Annotated in this window: 17 protein-coding genes; 11 read left to right on the top strand and 6 right to left on the bottom strand. The window is 41.6% G+C overall.

Annotation, left to right across the window (positions count from 1 at the left end; genetic code table 11):
- Positions 1-15: 15 nt before the first annotated feature.
- The 3 genes from IM797_RS18425 to IM797_RS18415 form a co-directional block, all read right to left on the bottom strand.
- Positions 16-579 carry an RNA polymerase sigma-70 factor gene (locus tag IM797_RS18425; protein WP_194128645.1) on the bottom strand — a complete coding sequence of 188 codons (564 nt, stop codon included), beginning with the start codon at positions 577-579 and terminating at the stop codon, positions 16-18.
- A gap of 1 nt (position 580) precedes the next feature.
- Positions 581-1,690, bottom strand: a complete 1,110-nt coding sequence (locus IM797_RS18420) for a FecR family protein (protein ID WP_194128644.1) — start codon at positions 1,688-1,690, stop codon at positions 581-583.
- Between the two features lie 401 nt (positions 1,691-2,091).
- Positions 2,092-4,254, bottom strand: a complete 2,163-nt coding sequence (locus IM797_RS18415; protein ID WP_194128643.1) for a DPP IV N-terminal domain-containing protein — start codon at positions 4,252-4,254, stop codon at positions 2,092-2,094.
- A 145-nt stretch (positions 4,255-4,399) separates the two neighbouring features.
- On the opposite strand from IM797_RS18415, the gene IM797_RS28750 reads away from it, so the two are divergent.
- Together IM797_RS28750 and IM797_RS18405 are read left to right on the top strand one after the other, a co-directional pair.
- Complete coding sequence (locus tag IM797_RS28750; protein ID WP_194128642.1) at positions 4,400-5,272, top strand: EamA family transporter; 873 nt, start codon at positions 4,400-4,402, stop codon at positions 5,270-5,272.
- Positions 5,273-5,508: 236 nt separating this feature from the next.
- Complete coding sequence (locus IM797_RS18405) at positions 5,509-7,545, top strand: M13 family metallopeptidase (protein WP_194128641.1); 2,037 nt, start codon at positions 5,509-5,511, stop codon at positions 7,543-7,545.
- Between the two features lie 31 nt (positions 7,546-7,576).
- Here the strand turns inward: IM797_RS18405 and IM797_RS18400 are convergent, their stop codons facing one another.
- Positions 7,577-8,764: a hypothetical protein gene (locus tag IM797_RS18400; RefSeq protein ID WP_194128640.1), complete on the bottom strand. Its 1,188-nt coding sequence runs from the start codon at positions 8,762-8,764 to the stop codon at positions 7,577-7,579.
- Between the two features lie 119 nt (positions 8,765-8,883).
- Here IM797_RS18400 and mnmD point away from each other — a divergent pair, with 119 nt between their 5' ends.
- The 5 genes from mnmD to IM797_RS18375 all read left to right on the top strand — a co-directional run bounded on the left by mnmD (position 8,884) and on the right by IM797_RS18375 (position 13,365).
- A complete protein-coding gene (gene mnmD, locus IM797_RS18395) occupies positions 8,884-9,555 on the top strand; it encodes a tRNA (5-methylaminomethyl-2-thiouridine)(34)-methyltransferase MnmD (RefSeq protein ID WP_194128639.1) in 672 nt (223 codons plus the stop codon).
- 37 nt (positions 9,556-9,592) lie between these two features.
- A complete protein-coding gene (locus tag IM797_RS18390) occupies positions 9,593-10,546 on the top strand; it encodes an aldo/keto reductase (protein ID WP_194128638.1) in 954 nt (317 codons plus the stop codon).
- A gap of 89 nt (positions 10,547-10,635) precedes the next feature.
- Positions 10,636-11,748 carry an AI-2E family transporter gene (locus IM797_RS18385; RefSeq protein WP_194128637.1) on the top strand — a complete coding sequence of 371 codons (1,113 nt, stop codon included), beginning with the start codon at positions 10,636-10,638 and terminating at the stop codon, positions 11,746-11,748.
- A gap of 90 nt (positions 11,749-11,838) precedes the next feature.
- Positions 11,839-12,645, top strand: coding sequence for a nucleoside triphosphate pyrophosphohydrolase (gene mazG / locus IM797_RS18380; protein WP_194128636.1), 807 nt, complete (start codon positions 11,839-11,841; stop codon positions 12,643-12,645).
- A gap of 120 nt (positions 12,646-12,765) precedes the next feature.
- Positions 12,766-13,365: a helix-turn-helix domain-containing protein gene (locus tag IM797_RS18375; RefSeq protein ID WP_194128635.1), complete on the top strand. Its 600-nt coding sequence runs from the start codon at positions 12,766-12,768 to the stop codon at positions 13,363-13,365.
- Positions 13,366-13,383: 18 nt separating this feature from the next.
- Here IM797_RS18375 and IM797_RS18370 read toward each other — a convergent pair whose 3' ends face one another.
- Positions 13,384-15,033, bottom strand: coding sequence for a M28 family metallopeptidase (locus IM797_RS18370; protein ID WP_194128634.1), 1,650 nt, complete (start codon positions 15,031-15,033; stop codon positions 13,384-13,386).
- 441 nt (positions 15,034-15,474) lie between these two features.
- Between IM797_RS18370 and IM797_RS18365 the strand changes: the two genes are divergently transcribed.
- On the top strand, positions 15,475-16,221 hold the full coding sequence (locus tag IM797_RS18365) for an AAA family ATPase (RefSeq protein ID WP_194128633.1): 747 nt from the start codon (positions 15,475-15,477) through the stop codon (positions 16,219-16,221).
- Between the two features lie 95 nt (positions 16,222-16,316).
- A complete protein-coding gene (locus IM797_RS18360; RefSeq protein ID WP_194128632.1) occupies positions 16,317-17,504 on the top strand; it encodes an ATP-binding protein in 1,188 nt (395 codons plus the stop codon).
- 11 nt (positions 17,505-17,515) lie between these two features.
- Here IM797_RS18360 and IM797_RS18355 read toward each other — a convergent pair whose 3' ends face one another.
- Entirely contained in the window at positions 17,516-18,814 is a 1,299-nt protein-coding gene (locus IM797_RS18355; protein WP_194128631.1) for a DEAD/DEAH box helicase, read from the bottom strand.
- 240 nt (positions 18,815-19,054) lie between these two features.
- Between IM797_RS18355 and IM797_RS18350 the strand changes: the two genes are divergently transcribed.
- Together IM797_RS18350 and IM797_RS18345 are read left to right on the top strand one after the other, a co-directional pair.
- Positions 19,055-19,480, top strand: coding sequence for a VOC family protein (locus IM797_RS18350; protein WP_194128630.1), 426 nt, complete (start codon positions 19,055-19,057; stop codon positions 19,478-19,480).
- Positions 19,481-19,573: 93 nt separating this feature from the next.
- Complete coding sequence (locus IM797_RS18345) at positions 19,574-20,518, top strand: hypothetical protein (RefSeq protein WP_194128629.1); 945 nt, start codon at positions 19,574-19,576, stop codon at positions 20,516-20,518.
- Positions 20,519-20,624 lie beyond the last annotated feature (106 nt).

Raw genomic sequence — 20,624 nt, 5'->3', positions numbered from 1 at the left:
AGGGCCAGGATTGCACTACAAAAGCAGCATTAAAAAACCATTCAAACTGGAACGGATCTTTTTCGTGGCCTTGCCCAAATGTGCTTCTACTGTTTTTTCAGAGATGTCCAGTTCACTGGCGATTTGTTTCTGACTAAAGCCCTGCTCCCTGCTCATCCGGTAAACCAATTGGCATTTCTCAGGAAGCCCGCTCACCAATACCTCCAGGCGCCCTTTTAACTCCATAAATTCCAGCCATTCCTGTGTAGAATCATCCAGTAAGCCATAACTCCCCAGACTTTCCGCATACTTTTTCTGGTGAAATTGTTTATTCAACACTTTGATCACCCGATATTTGGTAGACACGGCCAGGTAAGCACTTAAGGTGGTCGTAATTGCCAAATCCAAACGACGGTTCCACAAGGACACAAAAATCCCCTGCACGACTTCTTCGGCATCTTCCAAACGGTCAAGCTTATGCCCGGCCATACTGAAAAGCTTATCCCAATACCGGTTGTAAATCTCGGTAAACGCTGCCTGGTCTCCCCTTTTCAGCGCAGCAACCAGTTCGACATCGCTGAAAATCTTATAATTCTCCATCTCAGTAAGCAGGTTTAGGGTATTCCAAAACGACAATTGTATCCCCTTTAATTTCGAACCGGCATCCCGATACCGCCTCGATAATATACAATGTTTTCTTTAAATCATCTCTGTATCTTAACATACCTGACAAACGCATATCGCCTGGTCTTCCAGCATAAGCCACATCCATGTTGTAAGACCTGGCAATCTTACGAACTACCTGACGAAGATCTTCATTGTCAAATTCCAGCTGCGTCTTCCACATCAACCATTCTTTCTCCGGGCGAAGCACCTTGGGAGAAAAGAAACCCTTGTCGAAACTAATCTGCTCCCCCTTAATTAACGTCTCAATCGCTCCACCACCACGCACTTTAACACTCCCTTCAAATACATGTGTCCTGATCTCTTCGTCATCCGGATACCCCATTACATCGAATTTAGTCCCGGTCACTTCTACATCCAAATGATCTTTCCTGTTTCGAACTTCGACATGAAAAGGCTGAGCAGCCTGGTGTGTAACCTCAAAATGCGCTTCTCCTGATAACTGTACCACACGCTTATGCATATCAAAAACAGGAGGATAGATTAACGAACTGCCTGCTTCCAGCCAAACTTTTGTTCCATCCTGCAAAATCACTTTAAAACTACTTCCATTGGGTGTAACCAGCTTATTGACCGATCCGGGAGCGGCATGTCCCGACTGAAGGTTCGCCATAAAAACAGAATCCTTCAAAAGCACCTCTGTTCCATCCGCTTTATACCATACCGCGATTTTGCTACCCCGGCTATACGATCTCGCCAGCTTAGCCAAATCATAACGCACAGGTGTCTGCACATAAAAATAAACCACAACCGTTAAAATCAGTAAAACAGCCGCAATCAAAGGCATCCGCCACCACAACTTCCTTGCAGGCTCAATCTCTACCTCAAGGTCCTGCAAAACCTTTTGATAAATCCGTTCCTTATGCGTTTCGGCATCGGCTACAAAATCAGCGGGAATGACCAGCGGTTGGTCCTGCCCCTTGTCGTACCAGGAATTAAATGCTTCAGCCTGCTCCGGACTGATCGTTTTGTCAATCCATTTGGCGGCAAGCGCTTCGTGTTGATTTGGTTCTTCAGAATGGTTCATTTTTTATTCGTTGTTTAACAGTAGGTCTCCCGACAACACCAAATCCCTTAGTCCTGAAAAATAAAAAATGAACATACAAAAAGTCCCCAACATTCTGATCATACAACCTGCAACGATAATACACGAAAACGACAACACATGAAACTACACAAAGTACGCCTGTATACGAACAAGAGATGCTGCACCAATAAAACAAGAAACTACAAAATGAGCACCCTGCATGTTAATAGAAAAAGCACCAATAATACAGAAAACTAAGTACTCCTTGCATTTTAGCAAAAAAAGGGGACAGTACAAATAGCACTGCCCCCTTCTACTTTTACTAAAAAATCACCTGCTCAGAAGAGACCTCAGGAATCTTGCCTTCTCCGGCAAAAGATTCCAGTCTCTGAAGAGAACGGTTATTTTTTCTCCTTAAGATAAAGCTCAAAGTAATCCGTTACTTTCTGATAAAGATGAACCCGGTCTTTTCCCAATACATTGTGCTCATGACCAGGATAAATCATATAATCCACCTGTACCCCTTTATCTACCGCATGTTTCACAAAATCAACAGAATGTTGTTGCACAACTACCGGATCCTGCTGACCATGGATCAACAACAATTTACCTTTCAACTGATCTACTTTATTGCTCAGGTAGGTTGCGGCATAACCTTCAGGATTTTCCTGAGGCGTATCCATATACCGTTCCGTATACATAATTTCATAGAACTGCCAGTTGATTACCGGTCCGCCGGCAACCGCAGCTTTAAACACACCCGGGTGTGTCAGCATAAAATCAGTTGTAGCGAAACCGCCAAAGCTCCAGCCAAACAAGCCCATATGGTCAGCATCTACGTACGGCTGACTTTTTAAATAATCAACAGCACTCATCATGTCTTCCATCTGCACATCACCTGCGTGGCGGAACATCGATTGTTCAAAGGCCTTACCACGGTTATCACTTCCCCTTACATCCAGAGAAAGCACCACATAACCACGTTCAGCCATATATCTGAACCAATAGTCACCGGTACCGGCATTCCAGCCATTGGTAACCAATTGTGCATGCGGACCGCCGTACCAGTAAACCACTACCGGATATTTTTTATTTGCATCGTACCCTACCGGCTTATATAAACTCGCATACAGGTCATCTCCCGATTTACTTTTAATGGTGAACATCGTAGAATTCTCAGTAGCATAAGCAGCCAAAGGATTAGCAGCTTTCAGCAATACTTTGGCCTTCGAAGTTGAAGTTTCCACCAACTGAACCAATCTTGGCACATCCGGCGTACTGTAATTATCCAGAATAGAATTTCCAGAGGTACTGATCTGTGTATTGTGTACCCCGTAACCTTGCGTAATCCTTCTGGATTTACCGGTTTTAACATTCAATACATATAAATTTCTGGTGGTTGGAGATTCTTCAGTAGACACATAAAACAATTGCTCTCCTTTTGCATCAAAACCTTTCACTTCCAACACTTCCCATTGGCCTTTGGTCAACTGTTTTAACACTTTGCCTTTTAAATCATATAGGTATAAGTGGTTCCAGCCATCGCGGTTACTTTGCCAGATAAATTTAGCCGCATCATTTTTCAAAAACAGCATAGGCACCAGTGGCTCTACATATTTTTCATCTTTCTCTTCAAACAAAGTCTTTATAAAATCACCCGTTGCGGCATCATACTGATTGAACTTCATGTGGTTCTGACCACGGTTCAACACTGCGATATATACATATTTATCATCCGGGCTCCAGGCAATATTGGTTAAATACTGCTCCACAGGCGCTCCGGTTTTCAGGTAAACTACAGTTTTGGTTTCCGCATTGTAAACCCCTACGGTCACCTGGTGACTTTTGTCGCCGGCCATAGGATATTTAATATTGACATTCTGTGCAGGTCTGGTTGTCCAGTCAATGATCGGGTAATCGGCAACCATACTTTGATCCATTCTGTAAAAAGCCAGTTGTTTACCTGTATTGCTCCAAAATGTACCTTTACTGATGCCAAACTCATCCCTGTGTACTGAAGAAGCATAAACAATGTCTTTCGTGCCATCGGTGGTCACCTGGTGCTGTTCCGCACCTTTTCCTACAAATAAATTGAAGTTATTCAGATAAGCCACATAACCTGCTTTGCTTTCTTCCACATTGGTCATACCAGCAATTTTCTGATCAACCAGGACCTGTATGGTGTTTTTAACCGGATTTAAGGCCACTTTACTTCCATTCAGGTTCAAAATCCAGTCTGCACCCTGATTAAATTGAATCGAAGGCATTTGCTTTACGGTATCTTGTCCGGCAGCTTTCAGCTTTTGATTCAACTGGGTTAAAGACAAAAAAGCCTGGTCTTCTTTTGATTTCGCATTTCCGGTGTACCAAACTGGTCCGTTACCAATCCGTTTTGCATAAACGTAATCCTCCGTTCCGGAAATGAATTGAAGTTGAATCAGGTTTTCAGGAGCAAGCGGACCCCGCGCATTCGCAATCGCGTCCTGCATGGTCAATTGTTTTTTCTGGGCAAAGCCGAAAAGGGAAATGGCCAACAATTGAATCAATAAAATCAGTTTCTTCATTATAATATCTAGGTTTTTAATAGTTGTGAACCCAAAATAAGTTCAATCAATAAATTAGTTGCACCAAACTTAGATAACTACGACAGCATTTCATGAACATTTCAAAAAAAAATTTCTATTCCATAGTTCTGTTTAACTTTAAGCCGTGAAAAATATCTGTATCGGCTTACTATTTGCCATGCTGTGGGCTTCTGCATCTGTAGCGACCAAGTTTGGCATCCATTCAGCACCGCCACTCGTCCTGGGCAACATGCGTTTCTTTATTGCCGGATTTGTGCTGCTGGGCTTTTGTTATGCGTTGAGCCGGGATAAACAATACCGGCTACCTACTGCAATAGAGTGGAAGCAACTGGCCATATTCGGTTTTCTGAACACGAGTGTTTACCTGGGTTTATACGTCTGTGCCATGAAATATACGGCAGCCGGTATCGGCAGCCTGGCTACCTCAATCAATCCCCTGCTTATTGTGCTGCTTTCCTCCTGGTTAATCGGCAGACGGCCATCCATGAATGAAATCCTGAGTATCATTTTGGGGATGTCGGGCATTGTCATTGCAACCTACGACTTACTGGGCACTAAAACCTCTACACTGGGCGGACTTGCCGTATTGGTTTTAAGCATGGTGGCGGTATCCTTTGCCAGCGTATATTATGCGCGGGTAAAATGGACTTTACCGAATCTGCTCATCAATGGCTGGCAGGTCACCCTGGGTGGCATCTTCCTTTTACCCTTCACCTTGGCTTTCAGCGATTTTTCTACCGTACAACTCGACAGCAGGCTACTCTATTCGGTTTTATGGTTAAGTCTTGCTGTTTCCGTAGTTGGCCTGATCTGTTGGTTTTACCTCTTGAAACTCGATACGGTCAAAGCCTCTTTATGGCTGTTTTTATGCCCTTTATTTGGATTCTTGTATGCCTGGTGGCTGATGGGCGAGCCCATCACCCGGTATACCATCACTGGCACTTTACTTGTAATCACAGGATTATACCTAGGCCAGCGTAAGAAATTGGGTATTTAAATCTTCCTGGTTGTAAGTTTTTTTTTGCGCTTCAACACAATAATATTTGTTAAATTATGTTAAATACATACAAAGAACGAAAAGATGAAGACGATAAATGTATTTTCCCTGACAGGCACCATCCTGAGAAAATTAGGTCTTGCCAAAATCTATTACTGGTTCAACAAGTAATAATTTCATTATAGAGCGCGCATTTTTATTGCATTGAGTATCTTTATAACATAAACTTGTTATTTATGAAGAATACATCAATAAAAACCTATGTTGTGGTTTTGGGCGTGGTGATCACCGGTCTTTCAGCACAGGCGCAATCTACCACAAAATTTATTGATCCTGCCAATATGGATCTCTCCGTGAAACCTGGAGATAACTTCTATGAATATGCCAGTGGAACCTGGATCAAAAATAATCCTGTACCCGCCAAAGAAACCCGTTGGGGAAGTTTTAACGTGCTTCGCGATTTCAACATCAATGCCGTTAAAGGATTGGTTGAAGCTGCCGCGGCCGACAAAAACGCACCTGCGGGATCAGTAAGCAGACGTGTTGGCGATTTCTATACTGCGGCCATGGATAGCCTGACCATTGAAAAACTGGGCTACAGCCCGATCAAAGCTGAATTGGAAAAAATCAAACAACTCAGCAATTTACAAGAGATACTGGACCAGGTTATCGCCTTAAGGGTTTCGGGAGTTGCAGCCCCCATGTTTAGCTTGTATGTTGGCCAGGATAGAAAAAATGTAAACAAATACATGGTTCAATTGGGACAGGGCGGAACTACCTTACCTGATCGGGATTATTACCTGAAAGACGACAGCAGGAGCGTGAAAATCCGCGAAGCGTACCTCACGTACCTGACCACCTTATTTGGCTTAACAGGAACCAGGCCAGCAGAAGCTGCTAAAAAAGCAGCAACCATCATGGCTATAGAAAAGAAATTAGCCGAAGCTCAAATGAGCAGGTTAGAAATGCGTGATCCCTATAAAACTTATAATAAGTTTACCCTGACGGATTTCAACAAGCGCACACCTAATTTAAACTGGTCTGCCCTTTTAGAAAAATCTAAAATCAAGGGTCAGGATACGTTACTCGTATCTTCACCTCTATTTTTTGAAAGCTTAAATGGCATGCTTAAAACAGTTTCTATAGCAGATTGGAAAACCTATCTGGAATGGAACATCCTGAAAAGCGCAGCCCCAAATTTGAGCAGTCCTTTTGTTAATGCAACATTTGCGTTTAACCAGGTACAGACCGGTCAAAAAGTACAAACCCCACGCTGGCAACGCATGTCGCAGTTAACAGATGGTACTTTAGGCGAACTACTCGGACAATTGTATGTGGCGCAATATTTTAAGCCTGATGCAAAAGTCCGCATGACTGAGTTGATCAGTAACCTGCGCAAAGCATTTGAAATCCGGATTAAAAACCTGGACTGGATGAGCGACATAACGAAACAAAAAGCACTGGAAAAGCTACATGCTTTTACGCCAAAAATCGGTTATCCAGAAAAATGGAGAACTTACCAGGGCTTGGTCATTGCGCCCAACACTTACCTTGCAAACCTTAGAAATGCAGGCGCATGGGCTTACCAGGAAATGATTGACCAATTGGGCAAACCGGTAGACCGTACCCGATTTGGCATGACTCCACCTACAGTTAATGCGTATTATAGTCCGACAATGAATGAAATTGTGTTTCCCGCAGGCATTCTGCAATTCCCATTCTTTGACCCCAATGCTGACGACGCCGTAAACTATGGTGGCATAGGCGCGGTAATCGGTCATGAAATGTCGCACGGATTTGACGATACCGGGAGTCAGTACGATAAAGACGGAAACCTAAAAAACTGGTGGACAACCGAAGACCGCGATAAATTCAACGCCAAAACCAAATTACTGGGCGAGCAATTTGACAGCTATAAAGTTCTTGACACCATTCCGGTAAACGGCAAATTTACCATGGGTGAAAACATAGGCGATCTTGGTGGCTTAAATGCGGCTTACGAAGCCTTTAAAATGACAAAACAGGGCCAGTCTGACGAAAAAATTGATGGTTTTACCCCTGATCAGCGCTTCTTCCTTTCCTGGGCACAAGTATGGCGCGGAAATATATTGCCGGAAACTGCTGCACAAATGATTAAAACGGATACCCACTCTCCTGGTGAGTTCAGAACCATAGGTGCTCCGGTAAATATGGATGCCTGGTACAAAGCTTTTGATGTGAAACCGGGTGATAAATTGTACAAAAAACCTGAAGACAGGATTAAATTATGGTGACCGCTGGTCACCATAATTTAACCGCTCTCCTTTATTCACCCCTTTTTATTAAATAATTGTGCTTTAATTTACCTTCATTGTTGATCATCAATACCCCACTCACATAGTCCATGTTATCTCCTGACCAGTATTCAACAGCATAGCCATCTTTGTATCTGACCGCGCTGCCCAGGTAATAGTGCTCAGCCGGAAAGGTCCAGATGGTCTTTCCTGTATTGGTATCTAAATTTTGAAGAAGTACAGGCGAATTTTCAGCTGCGTTGACATTGTTACTGATCAGTAAATTGGCTTGATCCTGGTAAACAACCCTCAGGTCAAAGTATTTTCTATCCGGTGTTAAATTCACATAGCTCATCCGATCCTTTACCCAGCCATTCACCTTCATCACCTGATCATTCACCCTGCTGAAATACTGGGTCCTGGAACCATCTGCATGCAAGGCCTCATTAAATTTATCGTAATCATCTTTACGAAACATCCGGTCTGCCGCCAGCACGTAATAAAACCATTCGCCATCATTGTTACGGATGTTAAACATATCGTCCGACCTCAATTCTGCAGTAGCCAGTCCAGAATTCATTTCAGGATGATTTTTAAAAATCGTAGTAGTCACCTCGGTCAATTTATTGTTGACCCGATCCAGGTTGTATATTTTAGATTTGTTATAAATCATCAGTATGGTTCCATTACCAAAAATACCAAACTCATAATTATCATCGTCTAATCTCCTGATATTGGTGAGCAATACCCGATCAGCCAATTGCTGATCCGTTGCCGGATCGATAAATACCGCATGGATGTTCACATAATCATAATTCCCATTCTGGCTTTTCAATTGTTCATTGCCAAGTCTGATCAGCACCGGTTTTTGTGTTTTTGTATTTAAATACACATAGTTTTCGTAAAATTGATAGGGTTCTGACACTTTGGCTGACTCGGCCTTATGCCGTGTAGGTTTTCCGATTAAAAAGAACAGGAAAAGCAAACCAATCACACCAATGACCAATACAACCAGTAGACTTTTAGGTTTTTGAGCTGGAAAAACTGGCCGAGCTGCCTCTGCTGGCTTATGGCTATAGTTCACATTGACATTAATGTCATCATTGTCCAGATAATACGTAGCCCCACAACTGTCACATTTAAAAAAGTCTGTTCTAAGCTCAGTTTTATCTATACTCCCACATTGTGGACATTTGATCACCTTGATGTCTTTTGCCATAGTTGAATTTGGTTCTTGGTCACGATTAATTTAAATTCATTTAGCAATTGTTGTTCCACCTCAGGATCTTATCTAAAATGAATGCAAAAAAATAGTAACATTGCATATAATTTATCCCTATGAACATCATTACCCAGACTGCAGATGGTTCCAATACTTTATTTAATGAAGATATCGGCGAACACTACCATTCCAAGCATGGCGCGTTACAGGAAAGCAAACACGTTTTCATTGATGCCGGACTGAAACATGCCGTCCATCTTTTCCCAGATCAGGAGATTAAGGTGCTGGAAGTTGGCTTTGGCACCGGTCTCAACTTTTTGCTGACGGCTGCTTATTGTGCAGAACACGATATCGCTTACAACTATACATCGCTGGAAGCCTACCCTTTAAAAAATGAAGAACTGGAATCTACCGGTTATGAGCACTATGTACCCAAAGTAATCTGGGAAGCTATGGTTAACAATTACGGGAAAGTATTCCTGCAATCGGTCAGCATTGCTGAAAAACAACAATTCAGAATTGTGCATACGCATTTGCACCGCTACGAAGCCTCACAGCAATTTGACCTGATCTATTACGACGCCTTTTCGGTACAGCATCAACCCGAAATGTGGACAGATGAAATCATTGCGCATACCTGTCAGTTTTTAAAACCAGGTGGGATTTTCGTTACCTATGCCATTACCGGCAAACTGAAACGTGCATTAAAAAGCAATGGATTTGCGATTGAAAAACTTCCCGGCGCACCAGGAAAAAGAGAAATGCTGAGGGCGGTCAAACTTAGTTGAGTTGATTTTTGTTACCTCTTGAATAAATTATCAGATCATGGAGAAAAGAAAGCTAGGCAATTCAGACTTATTTGTTTATCCCATCACATTTGGGGGCAATGTATTTGGCTGGACCATAGACGAACAGCAATCATTTAACGTATTAGACGGATTTACCGAAGCCGGATTTAATTTTATAGACACTGCCGACTCCTACTCGCATTGGGTGCCCGGAAATAAAGGTGGAGAATCAGAAAGCATCCTGGGCAACTGGATGCTGGAAAGAAAAAATAGAACAGGTATTATTCTGGCGACCAAGGTTGGCAGTATACCGGGTACAGACAAAAAAAGCTTGTCTAAAGACTATATCCTGAAATCAGTAGAAGGTTCTTTAAAAAGATTGAAAACAGATTATATTGACTTGTATCAAAGTCACTATGACGATGCTGGTACTCCGATACATGAAAGTCTGGAAGCATATGACAGCCTGATCAAGGCTGGCAAAGTACGCTGGATTGGGGCATCAAATTTTACAGCTGCACGTTTAAAGGAATCTCTTGAGATTGCCCAAAAGCTCAGTTTACCCAAGTACCAGACTTTCCAGCCAGAATATAACCTGTACAAAAGGGAAGGCTACGAAAAAGAACTGGAACAGGTAGTGGTTGACCATCAGCTTGGCGTGCTCAACTATTATGCATTGGCCAGTGGTTTTTTGACTGGAAAATACCGCAGTGAGGCAGACCTAAATAAAAGTCAGCGTGGTGGTGGAATTAAAGCATATTTAAACGAACGCGGGTTCAGAATTTTGAAAGCCTTAGATCAGGTTTCAGAACAATACAATGCCAACCCGGCAAGCATTGCACTGGCCTGGTTAATTGCCAGACCATCGGTTACTGCCCCGATTGCCAGCGTGACCAATCTAAATCAGCTTGGAGACCTTGTTAAGGCGGCGTCTTTAAAATTAAACACTGAGGATTTGGCCATTTTAGATGAAGCCAGTGCCTGGGCGTAGTAAATGAACTTAAAGCCAGACAAATGCCCTGTCAAAATATTTGGCAGGGCATTTGTTTTTAGGTAAATTACATCCACAATTTCATCTAAATGAAAAACGTTTATCTTCCTTTCTACGCAAAACTTGCATTGGTATTGTTCGCAATCATTTGCATGGGTTATCTGGCCATACTGGGCCATAACATTTTAGCACCGTTACTGACTTCCTTTTTGCTGGCCTTGTTGTTATTGCCACTGGCCAATTTTCTGGAAAGCAAATGGAGGTTTAAGCGCAGTATCGCTTCAATTATTTCTGTAATCCTGATGATTGCTGTCATCTCTGCCATCTTATACTTCCTGGCCAACCAGCTCACCGATTTATGGCAGGACTGGCCGCTATTGAAGCAGCAGGCAGAAACGTCATTTCATGAACTTCAGCATTGGATTTCCATGAACTTTAATGTCAATGCCCAAAAGCAGATCGATTATTTAAAGCAAAGTGCCACCAGTGCGGTTTCTACCAGTGCCACAGTAGTTGGGGCTACCTTATTGACGCTATCTTCCACCATGCTTTTCCTCGCCTTCCTCTTGCTTTTCACCTTTTTCATTTTAAACTATCGCCGTGTCCTGTTTACCTTTTTAACCTCGGTATTCGAAGAAAAGCACACGAAAAAGGTGAATGAAATTGTGAGCCAGATCCAATACATCATCAAAAAGTACATCACAGGTTTATTTCTTCAGATGTTTATTGTCACTGTGCTCTTAATCCTCGTATTGTGGGTTTTACATGTCAAGTATGCTGTATTGCTCGGATTGATCGGTGGCATTTTCAACATCATTCCATATATCGGCATTTTTAGCGCCTTGCTAATCAGTGTACTCATTACTTTTGCTACAGCAGGCGCTGGAAAAGTGCTATTGGTTGTCATTGCTTTTGTAGCTGTGCATGCCTTAGACGGAAACATATTGATGCCACTCGTTGTTGGCTCAAAAGTAAAAATCAATGCTTTATTTGCCTTTATAGGCATCGTGGTAGGTGAAATGCTTTGGGGTATTTCAGGCATGTTCCTGTGCATCCCTTACCTGGCCATTATGAAAATCATATTTGACCGCGTAGAATCGCTAAAACCATGGGGTTTATTGCTGGGAGGTGAAGAAAAACCTAACCGGAAACGAAAAGTATATCGCATCACCAAAAAGATCAAACTCGAAGAAAAAGAATAAGGCAGGGTGTTGATGCAACAAAATAAATTAATTGTTTTTATCACCACAATGATGGTTACCTTTAAGGTCATAAAATAATCAGAACAATTGATGCCAAATAACATACCTCCAGTTACCGCAAACGATCCATCTTCTGCCTTTCTTAGGTTACTAACCGTACTTGACACCCTGCGTACGCAATGCCCATGGGATAAAAAACAAACGATGGAAACCTTGAGGCACCTCACCATTGAGGAAACCTATGAACTGTCGGATGCCATTTTAGAAGGCGATCTGGAAGAAATTAAAAAGGAACTGGGTGATGTCATGATGCACCTGGTCTTTTATTCGCGCATCGCTTCAGAAACCAATGATTTTGACATTGTAGATGTATTAAACGGTGTTTGTGATAAACTGATCAACCGCCATCCGCATATTTACGGTGATGTAGAGGTTCAGGATGAAAACGATGTGAAACGCAATTGGGAGCAAATCAAGCTGAAAGAAGGTAATAAATCTGTTCTGGCCGGTGTACCTAAAGGTTTGCCATCGCTTGTTAAAGCAAGCCGCATTCAGGAAAAAGCACGCGGTGTGGGCTTTGACTGGGAGGACAAAACACAAGTTTGGGAAAAAGTTGAAGAAGAGCTTCAGGAATTTAAAGCTGAGTACAACGTGGCCGAAAATGAAGAGATTGATTTAGAAAAAGCGGAAGGCGAATTTGGTGACCTGCTATTTTCATTGATTAACTACGCCCGTTTTGTGAATATCAATCCAGAAAATGCACTGGAAAAAACCAATAAGAAATTCATCAAACGTTTCCAGTACCTGGAAGAGAAAGCGAAAGAGAATGGCAAAGCCTTGCAGGATATGACTCTTGCGGAAATGGATGTGTATTGGAACGAAGCTAAGAAACTATAAATAACCTTTAAATGCCCTTCAACGGGCTTCAGGCACGAATGTCGTAAGAATGCCGTAAACATGCCGCAAGGAAATTTTAGATCTGCAAAATATATTTGCTGCAGATCAAACGAATAGGTTATGAAAAACATTGAACTCGCAAAGCGTATTAAAGAGCACAGGTTACGCAAAGGATTTAGTCAGGATGAACTGGCCGAAAAAGCCCAGATTAATTTACGAACTGTTCAGCGCATTGAAAACGGTGAGACTGAACCCCGGGGTGACACCCTGCAAAGGCTGGCATCAGCATTGGGCTTAACACCCGACGAGTTGATCGACTGGGCTGAACAGGAAGATCAGGGTTACCTGGTATTGCTCAATCTTTCCGCATTGAGTTTTTTGGTTTTCCCCCTATTGGGAAGTATCCTTCCGCTTGCTTTATGGGTTCTGAAAAAGGACAAAATCAAAAATTTAAACGAAGCCGGAAAGAAATTACTGAATTTTCAGTTCAGTTGGTCCTTACTGCCTTTTTTATTTTACGGATCTTTTATCTTGACAAAGATCCTGCATCTCCCATTCCCACGCTTCTCCTTTTTGAACTTAGGGGGTGCTGAAATGCTGCTTGTATTTTCCATTCCACTTTTATATGGAATTAACATCGTATACATCATGGTAAACGCTTTTCGGAGTTATAAAGGCAAAAAGGTATTTTACCAGCCAGCGATCCCCTTTATGAGGTAATGGATGATGAGGACAATGCTATTCCGGGGAAACCTTTTCCCTGATAGCTTTGAACTCCGATCCTTTTTTCCATATGGGATACCGTTGCTCTGTACTTAAACGGTAGCCCATATCAAATAAGAGACGGACATCCTCGACCATCCCCTCCATATCCCATGTCTTTTCATCAAAGCTGTCCTGTGGGGAATGATAACGGGCTTTAATATAGTCCTCGGCTTGTTTCATTCCCCAGGCTTTACCAAACTTCACATGATCTACCCCAGACCCCGTAAATAAAGCAGGCACCCCTACTTTGGCAAAGTTAAAATGGTCGGAACGATAATATAGCCCCGAGGAAGGAACGGGATCTTTGACGATTATACGGCCCTGCTTTTTTGCAGATGCTTCAGCATAATCTTCCAATTCTGATTGTCCATAACCATAGATTACAATATCCTTCGTTTTTCCTGCCAGCCCCATCATGTCCATATTCACATTTGCTACTGTTTTTTGTATCGCAAACACTGGATGTTTGGCATAATACTCCGACCCGAGCAAACCTTGCTCCTCGCCTGTAAACGAAATAAAAAGCACTGACCTTTCCGGTTGAATCCTAGATTTTTTAAATGCAGCAGCCAATTCCAGTAAAGCAGCTACCCCAGTAGCATTGTCAACAGCGCCATGATAAACGGAATCTCCTTTTACAATTTCCCCAACGCCAAAATGATCCCAGTGTGCAGAATAAATGATGCATTCGTCTGCTCTTTTTGTTCCCGGTAGGACTGCCAGGACATTTTTGGATACTGATTTTTTAATGGTATTGTTAATTTTCAGTGAGGTACTGAGTTTTAAGTCGACTGCTTTAAATCCTGGCTTCTGTGCCTCAGCAAATAAGCTTTCCGTTTTACCTGCCAGTTTAAGCAGTTGTCTGGCAATATCAAGGCTAATCCAACCTTCAACTACTGCCCTTGATTTGTTATTATCTGAGGTTTCCAGCTGTAGTTTAGATTTAGACCATCCGCTTCTCACCACAGACCATGGATAACCTGCAGGAATATCGTCATGAATAATCAAGATCCCTGTAGCCCCCTGCCTTGCGGCTTCTTCAAACTTATAAGTCCAGCGACCATAATAGGTCATATTTTTACCTTTAAACAAATTTGGATTTTTCAGTCCTGGATCATTGATCATCACCACTACGGTTTTACCTTTTACATCCAGTCCGGCATAATCGTTCCAATTGTATTCAGGAGCAACAATGCCATAACCGGCAAAAACCAATGGAGAGTTTAAGATGCTTACGCTGGGTTCTATATGTTTAGTTCCGGCAACAAATCCGGTAAGATATGTGGCCGTAACACTTCCGTTTTCTCCTTTAATCACTAGTTTTTCTCCTGGTACAGATTTAATATCTACCATAGGCACCGATTGAAAAAAACTATTCCCATTACCAGGCTTTAAACCGATTTTTTCAAATTCAGCCTGTAGGTAGTTGATTGTTTTTGTTTCTCCGATGGTGAAAGGTTTCCGTCCCTTAAATTCATCCGAAGCCAATATGCTGATGTGTCGGGCGAAACTTTTCCCATTGATCGCTTTGATGGCAGCTGAATCTGGTATACGGGATTTAATTGCAGGAACTTGCGCTTGTGCAGCAGCGATAAAACCAATCAGCACTAAGAAGGAATACATTTTTTTGGTATGGCGTATAAACATCATGAATAAATATAGCAATCATTTGGTATAAACAAGTATCAGACATCCTGCCAGGTGCTATATAAGTCTTATGTAAATTCAGTAAAAGTACCGGATAACTTCAGGTAAAATACAGACCCGCTTTACCCCTGCTTTACCCCCGCTATAGGGCTGCTATACCCCCTGCTTTACCCTTATGGTAAAGCAGGGGTAAGGAAGGGCTAAAGCAGAGGTAAGGATGCCCTGTACTTAAGCCGTATTTTGCCTGCACTTACCATGTAGGCACTAAGAACCTTCATAAAAATAAATGCTGGCCGTAAGTACATAAAATTACTCCATACATTCAGTAATTTTACGCGGTAAACTGAGTGGCTTGTAAAAAAAGAAGAACACCTTGCAACAAACCTTAAAGAGATTAACAAATTACCAATGATAAGCATGATAGATTTTCAAGGTTACGTGAACACAGTTCAATTACATGCTCCCGACGGTATTCCATCTGGCTATCCTTTTGACATTGCCTGCCTGCGAAATTTTGATAAATTAAGCTTTCATCCGAAAGTAACTTATCTGATTGGTGAAAATGGAATGGGGAAATCTACCTTACTGGAAGCAATTGCCGTTGCCCTGGGCTTCAATGCAGAAGGTGGCAGTAAAAATTTCAATTTTAATACCCAACCCTCACATTCCATTCTATACAATTATTTGAGAATCAGCAAAGGCGTGCACAGAATGAAAGACGGCTTCTTTTTAAGGGGAGAAAGCTTTTATAATGTAGCTTCTGAAATAGATGAACGCGATAAAGAAGGAGGCGGTGGAGGCAGGATCATCGATTCCTATGGAGGAAAATCATTACATCATCAATCGCATGGCGAATCGTTTTGGTCGCTGTTTATGCACCGTTTCGGAGGCTCCGGACTCTACATTCTGGATGAGCCTGAATCGGCACTTTCAGTAACGCGTCAAATGGCCATGCTTGCGCAAATGGATAAACTGGTCAATAAAAAATCTCAATTTATCATTGCCACACATTCGCCAATTGTGCTTGCCTATCCAGACGCAACCATTTACCAGATGACAACAGAAGGGATACATCAAGTGAAATATAAAGAAACCGATACCTACCGCTTGTATAAAGGATTTCTGGATAATCCTGAGCAAATGACATCGATATTGTTAAGCTAACAATAAACGCGATTAAACGAATTATTTAATCGAAAATTACGATTTACTCAATGTATTGAGTAAATTTACTCAGTATACTGAGTAATTCGTAAAATATGTTCCAAAGACCTCATATCAAAGAACTTATAAGTCGCATAAAAGAACCGAGAAAACATATACAGGTTATTATGGGTCCGCGTCAGGTTGGGAAAACAACAATGGTTAATCAATTGACCAAAGAAATAAAAATTCAATCATATTTTGTTTCGGCAGATGCCATAGCCTATTCTGACAAGGCATGGTTGGTTCAACAATGGGAAGTGGCTAGGCAAAGAATGGATATTGACGGTAACGAAGCGTTTCTATTTATCGTAGATGAAATTCAGAAAATCAATAACTGGAGCGAAACGGTAAAATTACTATGGGATACAGACAGCCGGGAAAACAGACCCCTGAAAGTAATTTTATTAGGTTCATCCAGACTACTTTTACAACAAGGTCTTACAGAGTCTTTGGCTGGAAGATTTGAAACCACCTACATGGCACACTGGTCTTATACAGAAATGAACCAGGCTTTTGGCTGGACTCTTGATCAGTACATATGGTTTGGAGGCTATCCCGGATCAGGAAATATGATTCAGGATGAAGAGCGATGGAAAAACTACATCAATCAATCTTTAATAGAAACCAGCATTTCTAAAGACATACTCATGTTAACGCGTGTAGACAAACCAGCGCTGATGAGAAGATTATTTGAGCTGGGGTGTTTATACTCAGGGCAAATTCTCTCCTTTACAAAAATATTGGGCCAGCTACAAGATGCAGGCAATACCGTAACGTTATCTCATTACCTGGAATTACTTGACACTGCAGGTTTATTAGGAGGAATTGAAAAATACGCTGCAGATATTATTCGAAAACGTTCCTCCAGTCCAAAGTTTCAGGTTCATAACACTGCACTAATCAGTGCTCAGCGAAATGAATTCTTCGAAGAAATTAGCCAAAATCCAAAAGAATGGGGACGCATGGTAGAATCAGCAATAGGTGCTCATTTAGTCAATAGTGCTTTGACTGAAGGTTTCAAAATTTATTATTGGCGCGAACGAAATGAAGAGGTAGACTTTGTATTGGAACGACGAAATAAGGTAATCGCTATAGAAGTGAAAAGCGGTGCTGACCAAAGCAATACTGGCTTAAACCAATTTCAAAAACAGTTTAAACCGGATAAAATCCTATTAATTGGAAAAACAGGATTAAGTGTAGCAGATTTCCTTTCACTTAATCCTGTGAATTTATTTAAATAGCATAGTAATCATTAACTATGCTTTTTCTTCATATTCATTTTGGCCTTCTGCCCGATCCCGTAATTATGGCTTTTTGTATTGCTTTCCTTTTTTTCATGAAAAGCACCACCACCGGTTGGTCCATCGTTTTTCTCTTTGACAATTCTACTTTTTTCCGGAGAAATCTTTTTTGCCACTTTATCAATCACCAGATCATCAGGTAAGTCCATTACCGGAATCTTGAAGCCTAAAGATTGTTCAATCTTACGCAGTTCAATCAGCTCCATATCCGTAGCAAAAGTGATGGCAACCACTTCTTCCGAACCGGCTTTCACCACACGGCTTAAAAATGTCTCCTTTTTCTCAGGCACCTCGAAATGGAAGATGAATGGGATACCAGAAAGGTCTAAACCTGCAGATCCTTCGTTGGCAACGATCAAAACCCTTGCCGTTTCAGTTTCCTTAAAATCTTCAATATGGTCAAAACCTTCCTCATCAAAAAACAAAGGATTCAATACTGAAACTGCAGCAGGTTTAGCAGAATATAAACTTTTACCTAATTTCTGTGCTGTTAAACGCGTATTTACAAACACAACTACTTTATCAAAAACCTCGTCATCACGCAACAATAGGTTCAGGAGGTTGATTTTAGTTCTAAAATTTGGGACCTGATACAATAGCAATTCGTGGGTTTCAGCTTTTTCTTCGCCCAGTTCTTCTACTTCAAGTGTGGTTGGTAAATTTAAAAACTGATCAATCATGTGGTTCAGTTTGTCATGCACTACCGTAGTAAAAATCAGGTGCTGACATTTACCGGCACTTCTGGCCAATTCACAAACAGGCAATTGCATACCCTGTTTTACAATCACTTCAGCATCATCTACAATAAAGGTTTGCAGCCTGTTTAAGTTTAAACCTAGTTTTAAATATACAGCACGGGCACGTGTTGGTGTAGCCACAACGATATCAATCCCATCTAAAAGTACCTGAATATCATCATCCATGCCTCCGTTACCATACAAACCTATAATTCGCAGGTTCCTGTTTTTACTAAGCAATAAAAACTCGGCTATTACTGCCTCAACACGTTCCCCATCAGCAACCAGGATCAATACTTTAGGTGCTTCATCAGTACTGTACTTTAAACGGTTTAAAACACCCAGTACGTACGTTGTCGTTTTACCACAGCCCTCCGGACCAACGGCAATAATGTCTTGCCCACCAAGAATCCTCGACATGGTTTTTGCCTGAATTTCTTTTGCGGAGATGTATCCGGCATCATTCATCGCTGCGACCAACGACTTACTTAGTTTTAATTTATCTAACGACACAGTTTCTTTATTATAGTAATGAAGTCGGCAAATTTACGGAAATAAGTATGTACTCCGTCTTTCTATCTGTAAAAGATATCGGGGCAGATTGAAAACTGTCGCGATTGACCCCTGTAATTGTCGTTTGTACAAGCCCGGATCTTGGGCAGGCAGGTTAAATTTGTACCATACAATTCCTTAACTTAGGTATCAGCAAAACTTAAAATTCACAAGAAACATTCTAATTTAAAAACAGAAAAAATGGCTACAATTAATCCTTATTTAAACTTCAAGGGAAATACCGAAGAAGCGTTTAATTTTTATAAAGCTGCTTTTGGCGGAGCGTTCAGCGTATTGCAACGTTTCAGCGACACCCCACATGGCAGCAACATGCCTGAAGAGCTGCGTGAAAAAATCATGCACGTTTCCCTACCTATAGGCGCGAATGTATTGATGGGCACTGATGTGGTTGGTGAGATGGAAGAAACCTGCGTGGTGGGCAATAACGTTTCTATTTCGATTTCAACTGAGAGCGAAGCAGAAACAGATCAGCTGTTCCAGGCACTGTCAGCCGGTGGAAAAATTGTTATGCCTTTGGAAAAGGCTTTCTGGGGTGCTTACTTCGGCATGTTTATCGATAAGTTTGGAATAAACTGGATGGTCAACTACGATTACAACAATAAGTAAGTCGCATAAATTTAATGCACGCTTAAAGTGATAATAGAAAAACAACACTAAATTTGGAGCTAGCTTAAACCTTCAAATTTAGTATTGTTTACCATGAAAAAATCCCTGATTATCCTATTTTGTTTGGCCTGTGGTATAAATACCTATGCACAGTTTGGCAAACTTAAAGACGTGCTGAATAACGGCGCCGCCTCTTTATTAAACAACAAGCAACTTAAACTGTTGCAAAACCAGCCGATTACCACCAATTTTGACGACTGTAATAAAAAGGATATCCTGCCGGTAAACTTTGGTGCAGATTCTGTCAAGAAAAGTCTGTGTGCCTTAAAAACAAGTTACAATGCCAGTGAAGGATTTTTATTAAAACCTGGTTTTTATACAGGTACATTCAAAAGCTTCTGTTTACAGGCCGGAACTTATGGGCCAGACAAGGGAAATGGTTATTTGTTTGCTCCACTGGCAGGCCCAAAAGAGAAAATGGCCCATACACTAATTGCCAATTGGGAACAACACCCCGAAATTGAGCAACACACAGTCCAATTGCTGTTATGGGCGATTGTGGCCAAAACAAATTTCAGCAAATTATCAGCAGATTTACAGTTGGCAGCTGCCAAACTGCTCAATAAAGATGACCTCTCTGCCCTGGGCAATACCATTGTAGATTATGTATCCAGCGAAGCCATGGCCAAAATTACCAGTAACCTGCCAGAGCCAGCTAAAGCTGTGATCGAAATTGAAAACAAGATCCGCGGACTAATGTACCAGGCCAACACTTCTTATGACCAGGTTGAAAGACTGGCTATGTTATCTGGCATAGCGCCGGTAAATACGGAATTTCCAAACGGTATCTGGGGATTACATCCAGATGGCTACTACATCAAATACCTGCCGCACTCCTATTCTAAAACAGAAGTAGTAATTTATGTACCTAAAAAAGCAGGTACCATACATTACCTGCCTGTTGGCGATGTTGCGGTACCGGCAAGCCGGGGTTGCCAGCGTTTAGGCCAATCCAATTTACTGGTTTGCACGCCTTGATCAAAACAAGAATAATTAAGAACCGGACCAAGCAATTGGCCCGGTTTTTTTGTTTATGATTTAACCTTTTTCAAAATATGAACGCCAAACCGACCTTGTTAACACA

The organism is Pedobacter sp. MC2016-24 (assembly GCF_015223055.1).
Taxonomy (GTDB): Bacteria; Bacteroidota; Bacteroidia; order Sphingobacteriales; family Sphingobacteriaceae; genus Pedobacter.
Note: the sequence above shows the minus strand (reverse complement) of the source record. Positions and strands in the feature narration are given on the sequence as shown.

Excerpts from the sequence above, each read along its gene's own strand:
- IM797_RS18425 (WP_194128645.1), bottom strand. The coding sequence starts at position 579 with ATGGAGAATTATAAGATTTTCAGCGATGTCGAACTGGTTGCTGCGCTG.
- IM797_RS18420 (WP_194128644.1), bottom strand. The coding sequence starts at position 1,690 with ATGAACCATTCTGAAGAACCAAATCAACACGAAGCGCTTGCCGCCAAA.
- IM797_RS18415 (WP_194128643.1), bottom strand. The coding sequence starts at position 4,254 with ATGAAGAAACTGATTTTATTGATTCAATTGTTGGCCATTTCCCTTTTC.
- IM797_RS18405 (WP_194128641.1), top strand. The coding sequence starts at position 5,509 with ATGAAGAATACATCAATAAAAACCTATGTTGTGGTTTTGGGCGTGGTG.
- IM797_RS18400 (WP_194128640.1), bottom strand. The coding sequence starts at position 8,764 with ATGGCAAAAGACATCAAGGTGATCAAATGTCCACAATGTGGGAGTATA.
- mnmD (WP_194128639.1), top strand. The coding sequence starts at position 8,884 with ATGAACATCATTACCCAGACTGCAGATGGTTCCAATACTTTATTTAAT.
- IM797_RS18390 (WP_194128638.1), top strand. The coding sequence starts at position 9,593 with ATGGAGAAAAGAAAGCTAGGCAATTCAGACTTATTTGTTTATCCCATC.
- IM797_RS18385 (WP_194128637.1), top strand. The coding sequence starts at position 10,636 with ATGAAAAACGTTTATCTTCCTTTCTACGCAAAACTTGCATTGGTATTG.
- mazG (WP_194128636.1), top strand. The coding sequence starts at position 11,839 with ATGCCAAATAACATACCTCCAGTTACCGCAAACGATCCATCTTCTGCC.
- IM797_RS18375 (WP_194128635.1), top strand. The coding sequence starts at position 12,766 with ATGAAAAACATTGAACTCGCAAAGCGTATTAAAGAGCACAGGTTACGC.
- IM797_RS18370 (WP_194128634.1), bottom strand. The coding sequence starts at position 15,033 with ATGTATTCCTTCTTAGTGCTGATTGGTTTTATCGCTGCTGCACAAGCG.
- IM797_RS18365 (WP_194128633.1), top strand. The coding sequence starts at position 15,475 with ATGATAGATTTTCAAGGTTACGTGAACACAGTTCAATTACATGCTCCC.
- IM797_RS18360 (WP_194128632.1), top strand. The coding sequence starts at position 16,317 with ATGTTCCAAAGACCTCATATCAAAGAACTTATAAGTCGCATAAAAGAA.
- IM797_RS18350 (WP_194128630.1), top strand. The coding sequence starts at position 19,055 with ATGGCTACAATTAATCCTTATTTAAACTTCAAGGGAAATACCGAAGAA.
- IM797_RS18345 (WP_194128629.1), top strand. The coding sequence starts at position 19,574 with ATGAAAAAATCCCTGATTATCCTATTTTGTTTGGCCTGTGGTATAAAT.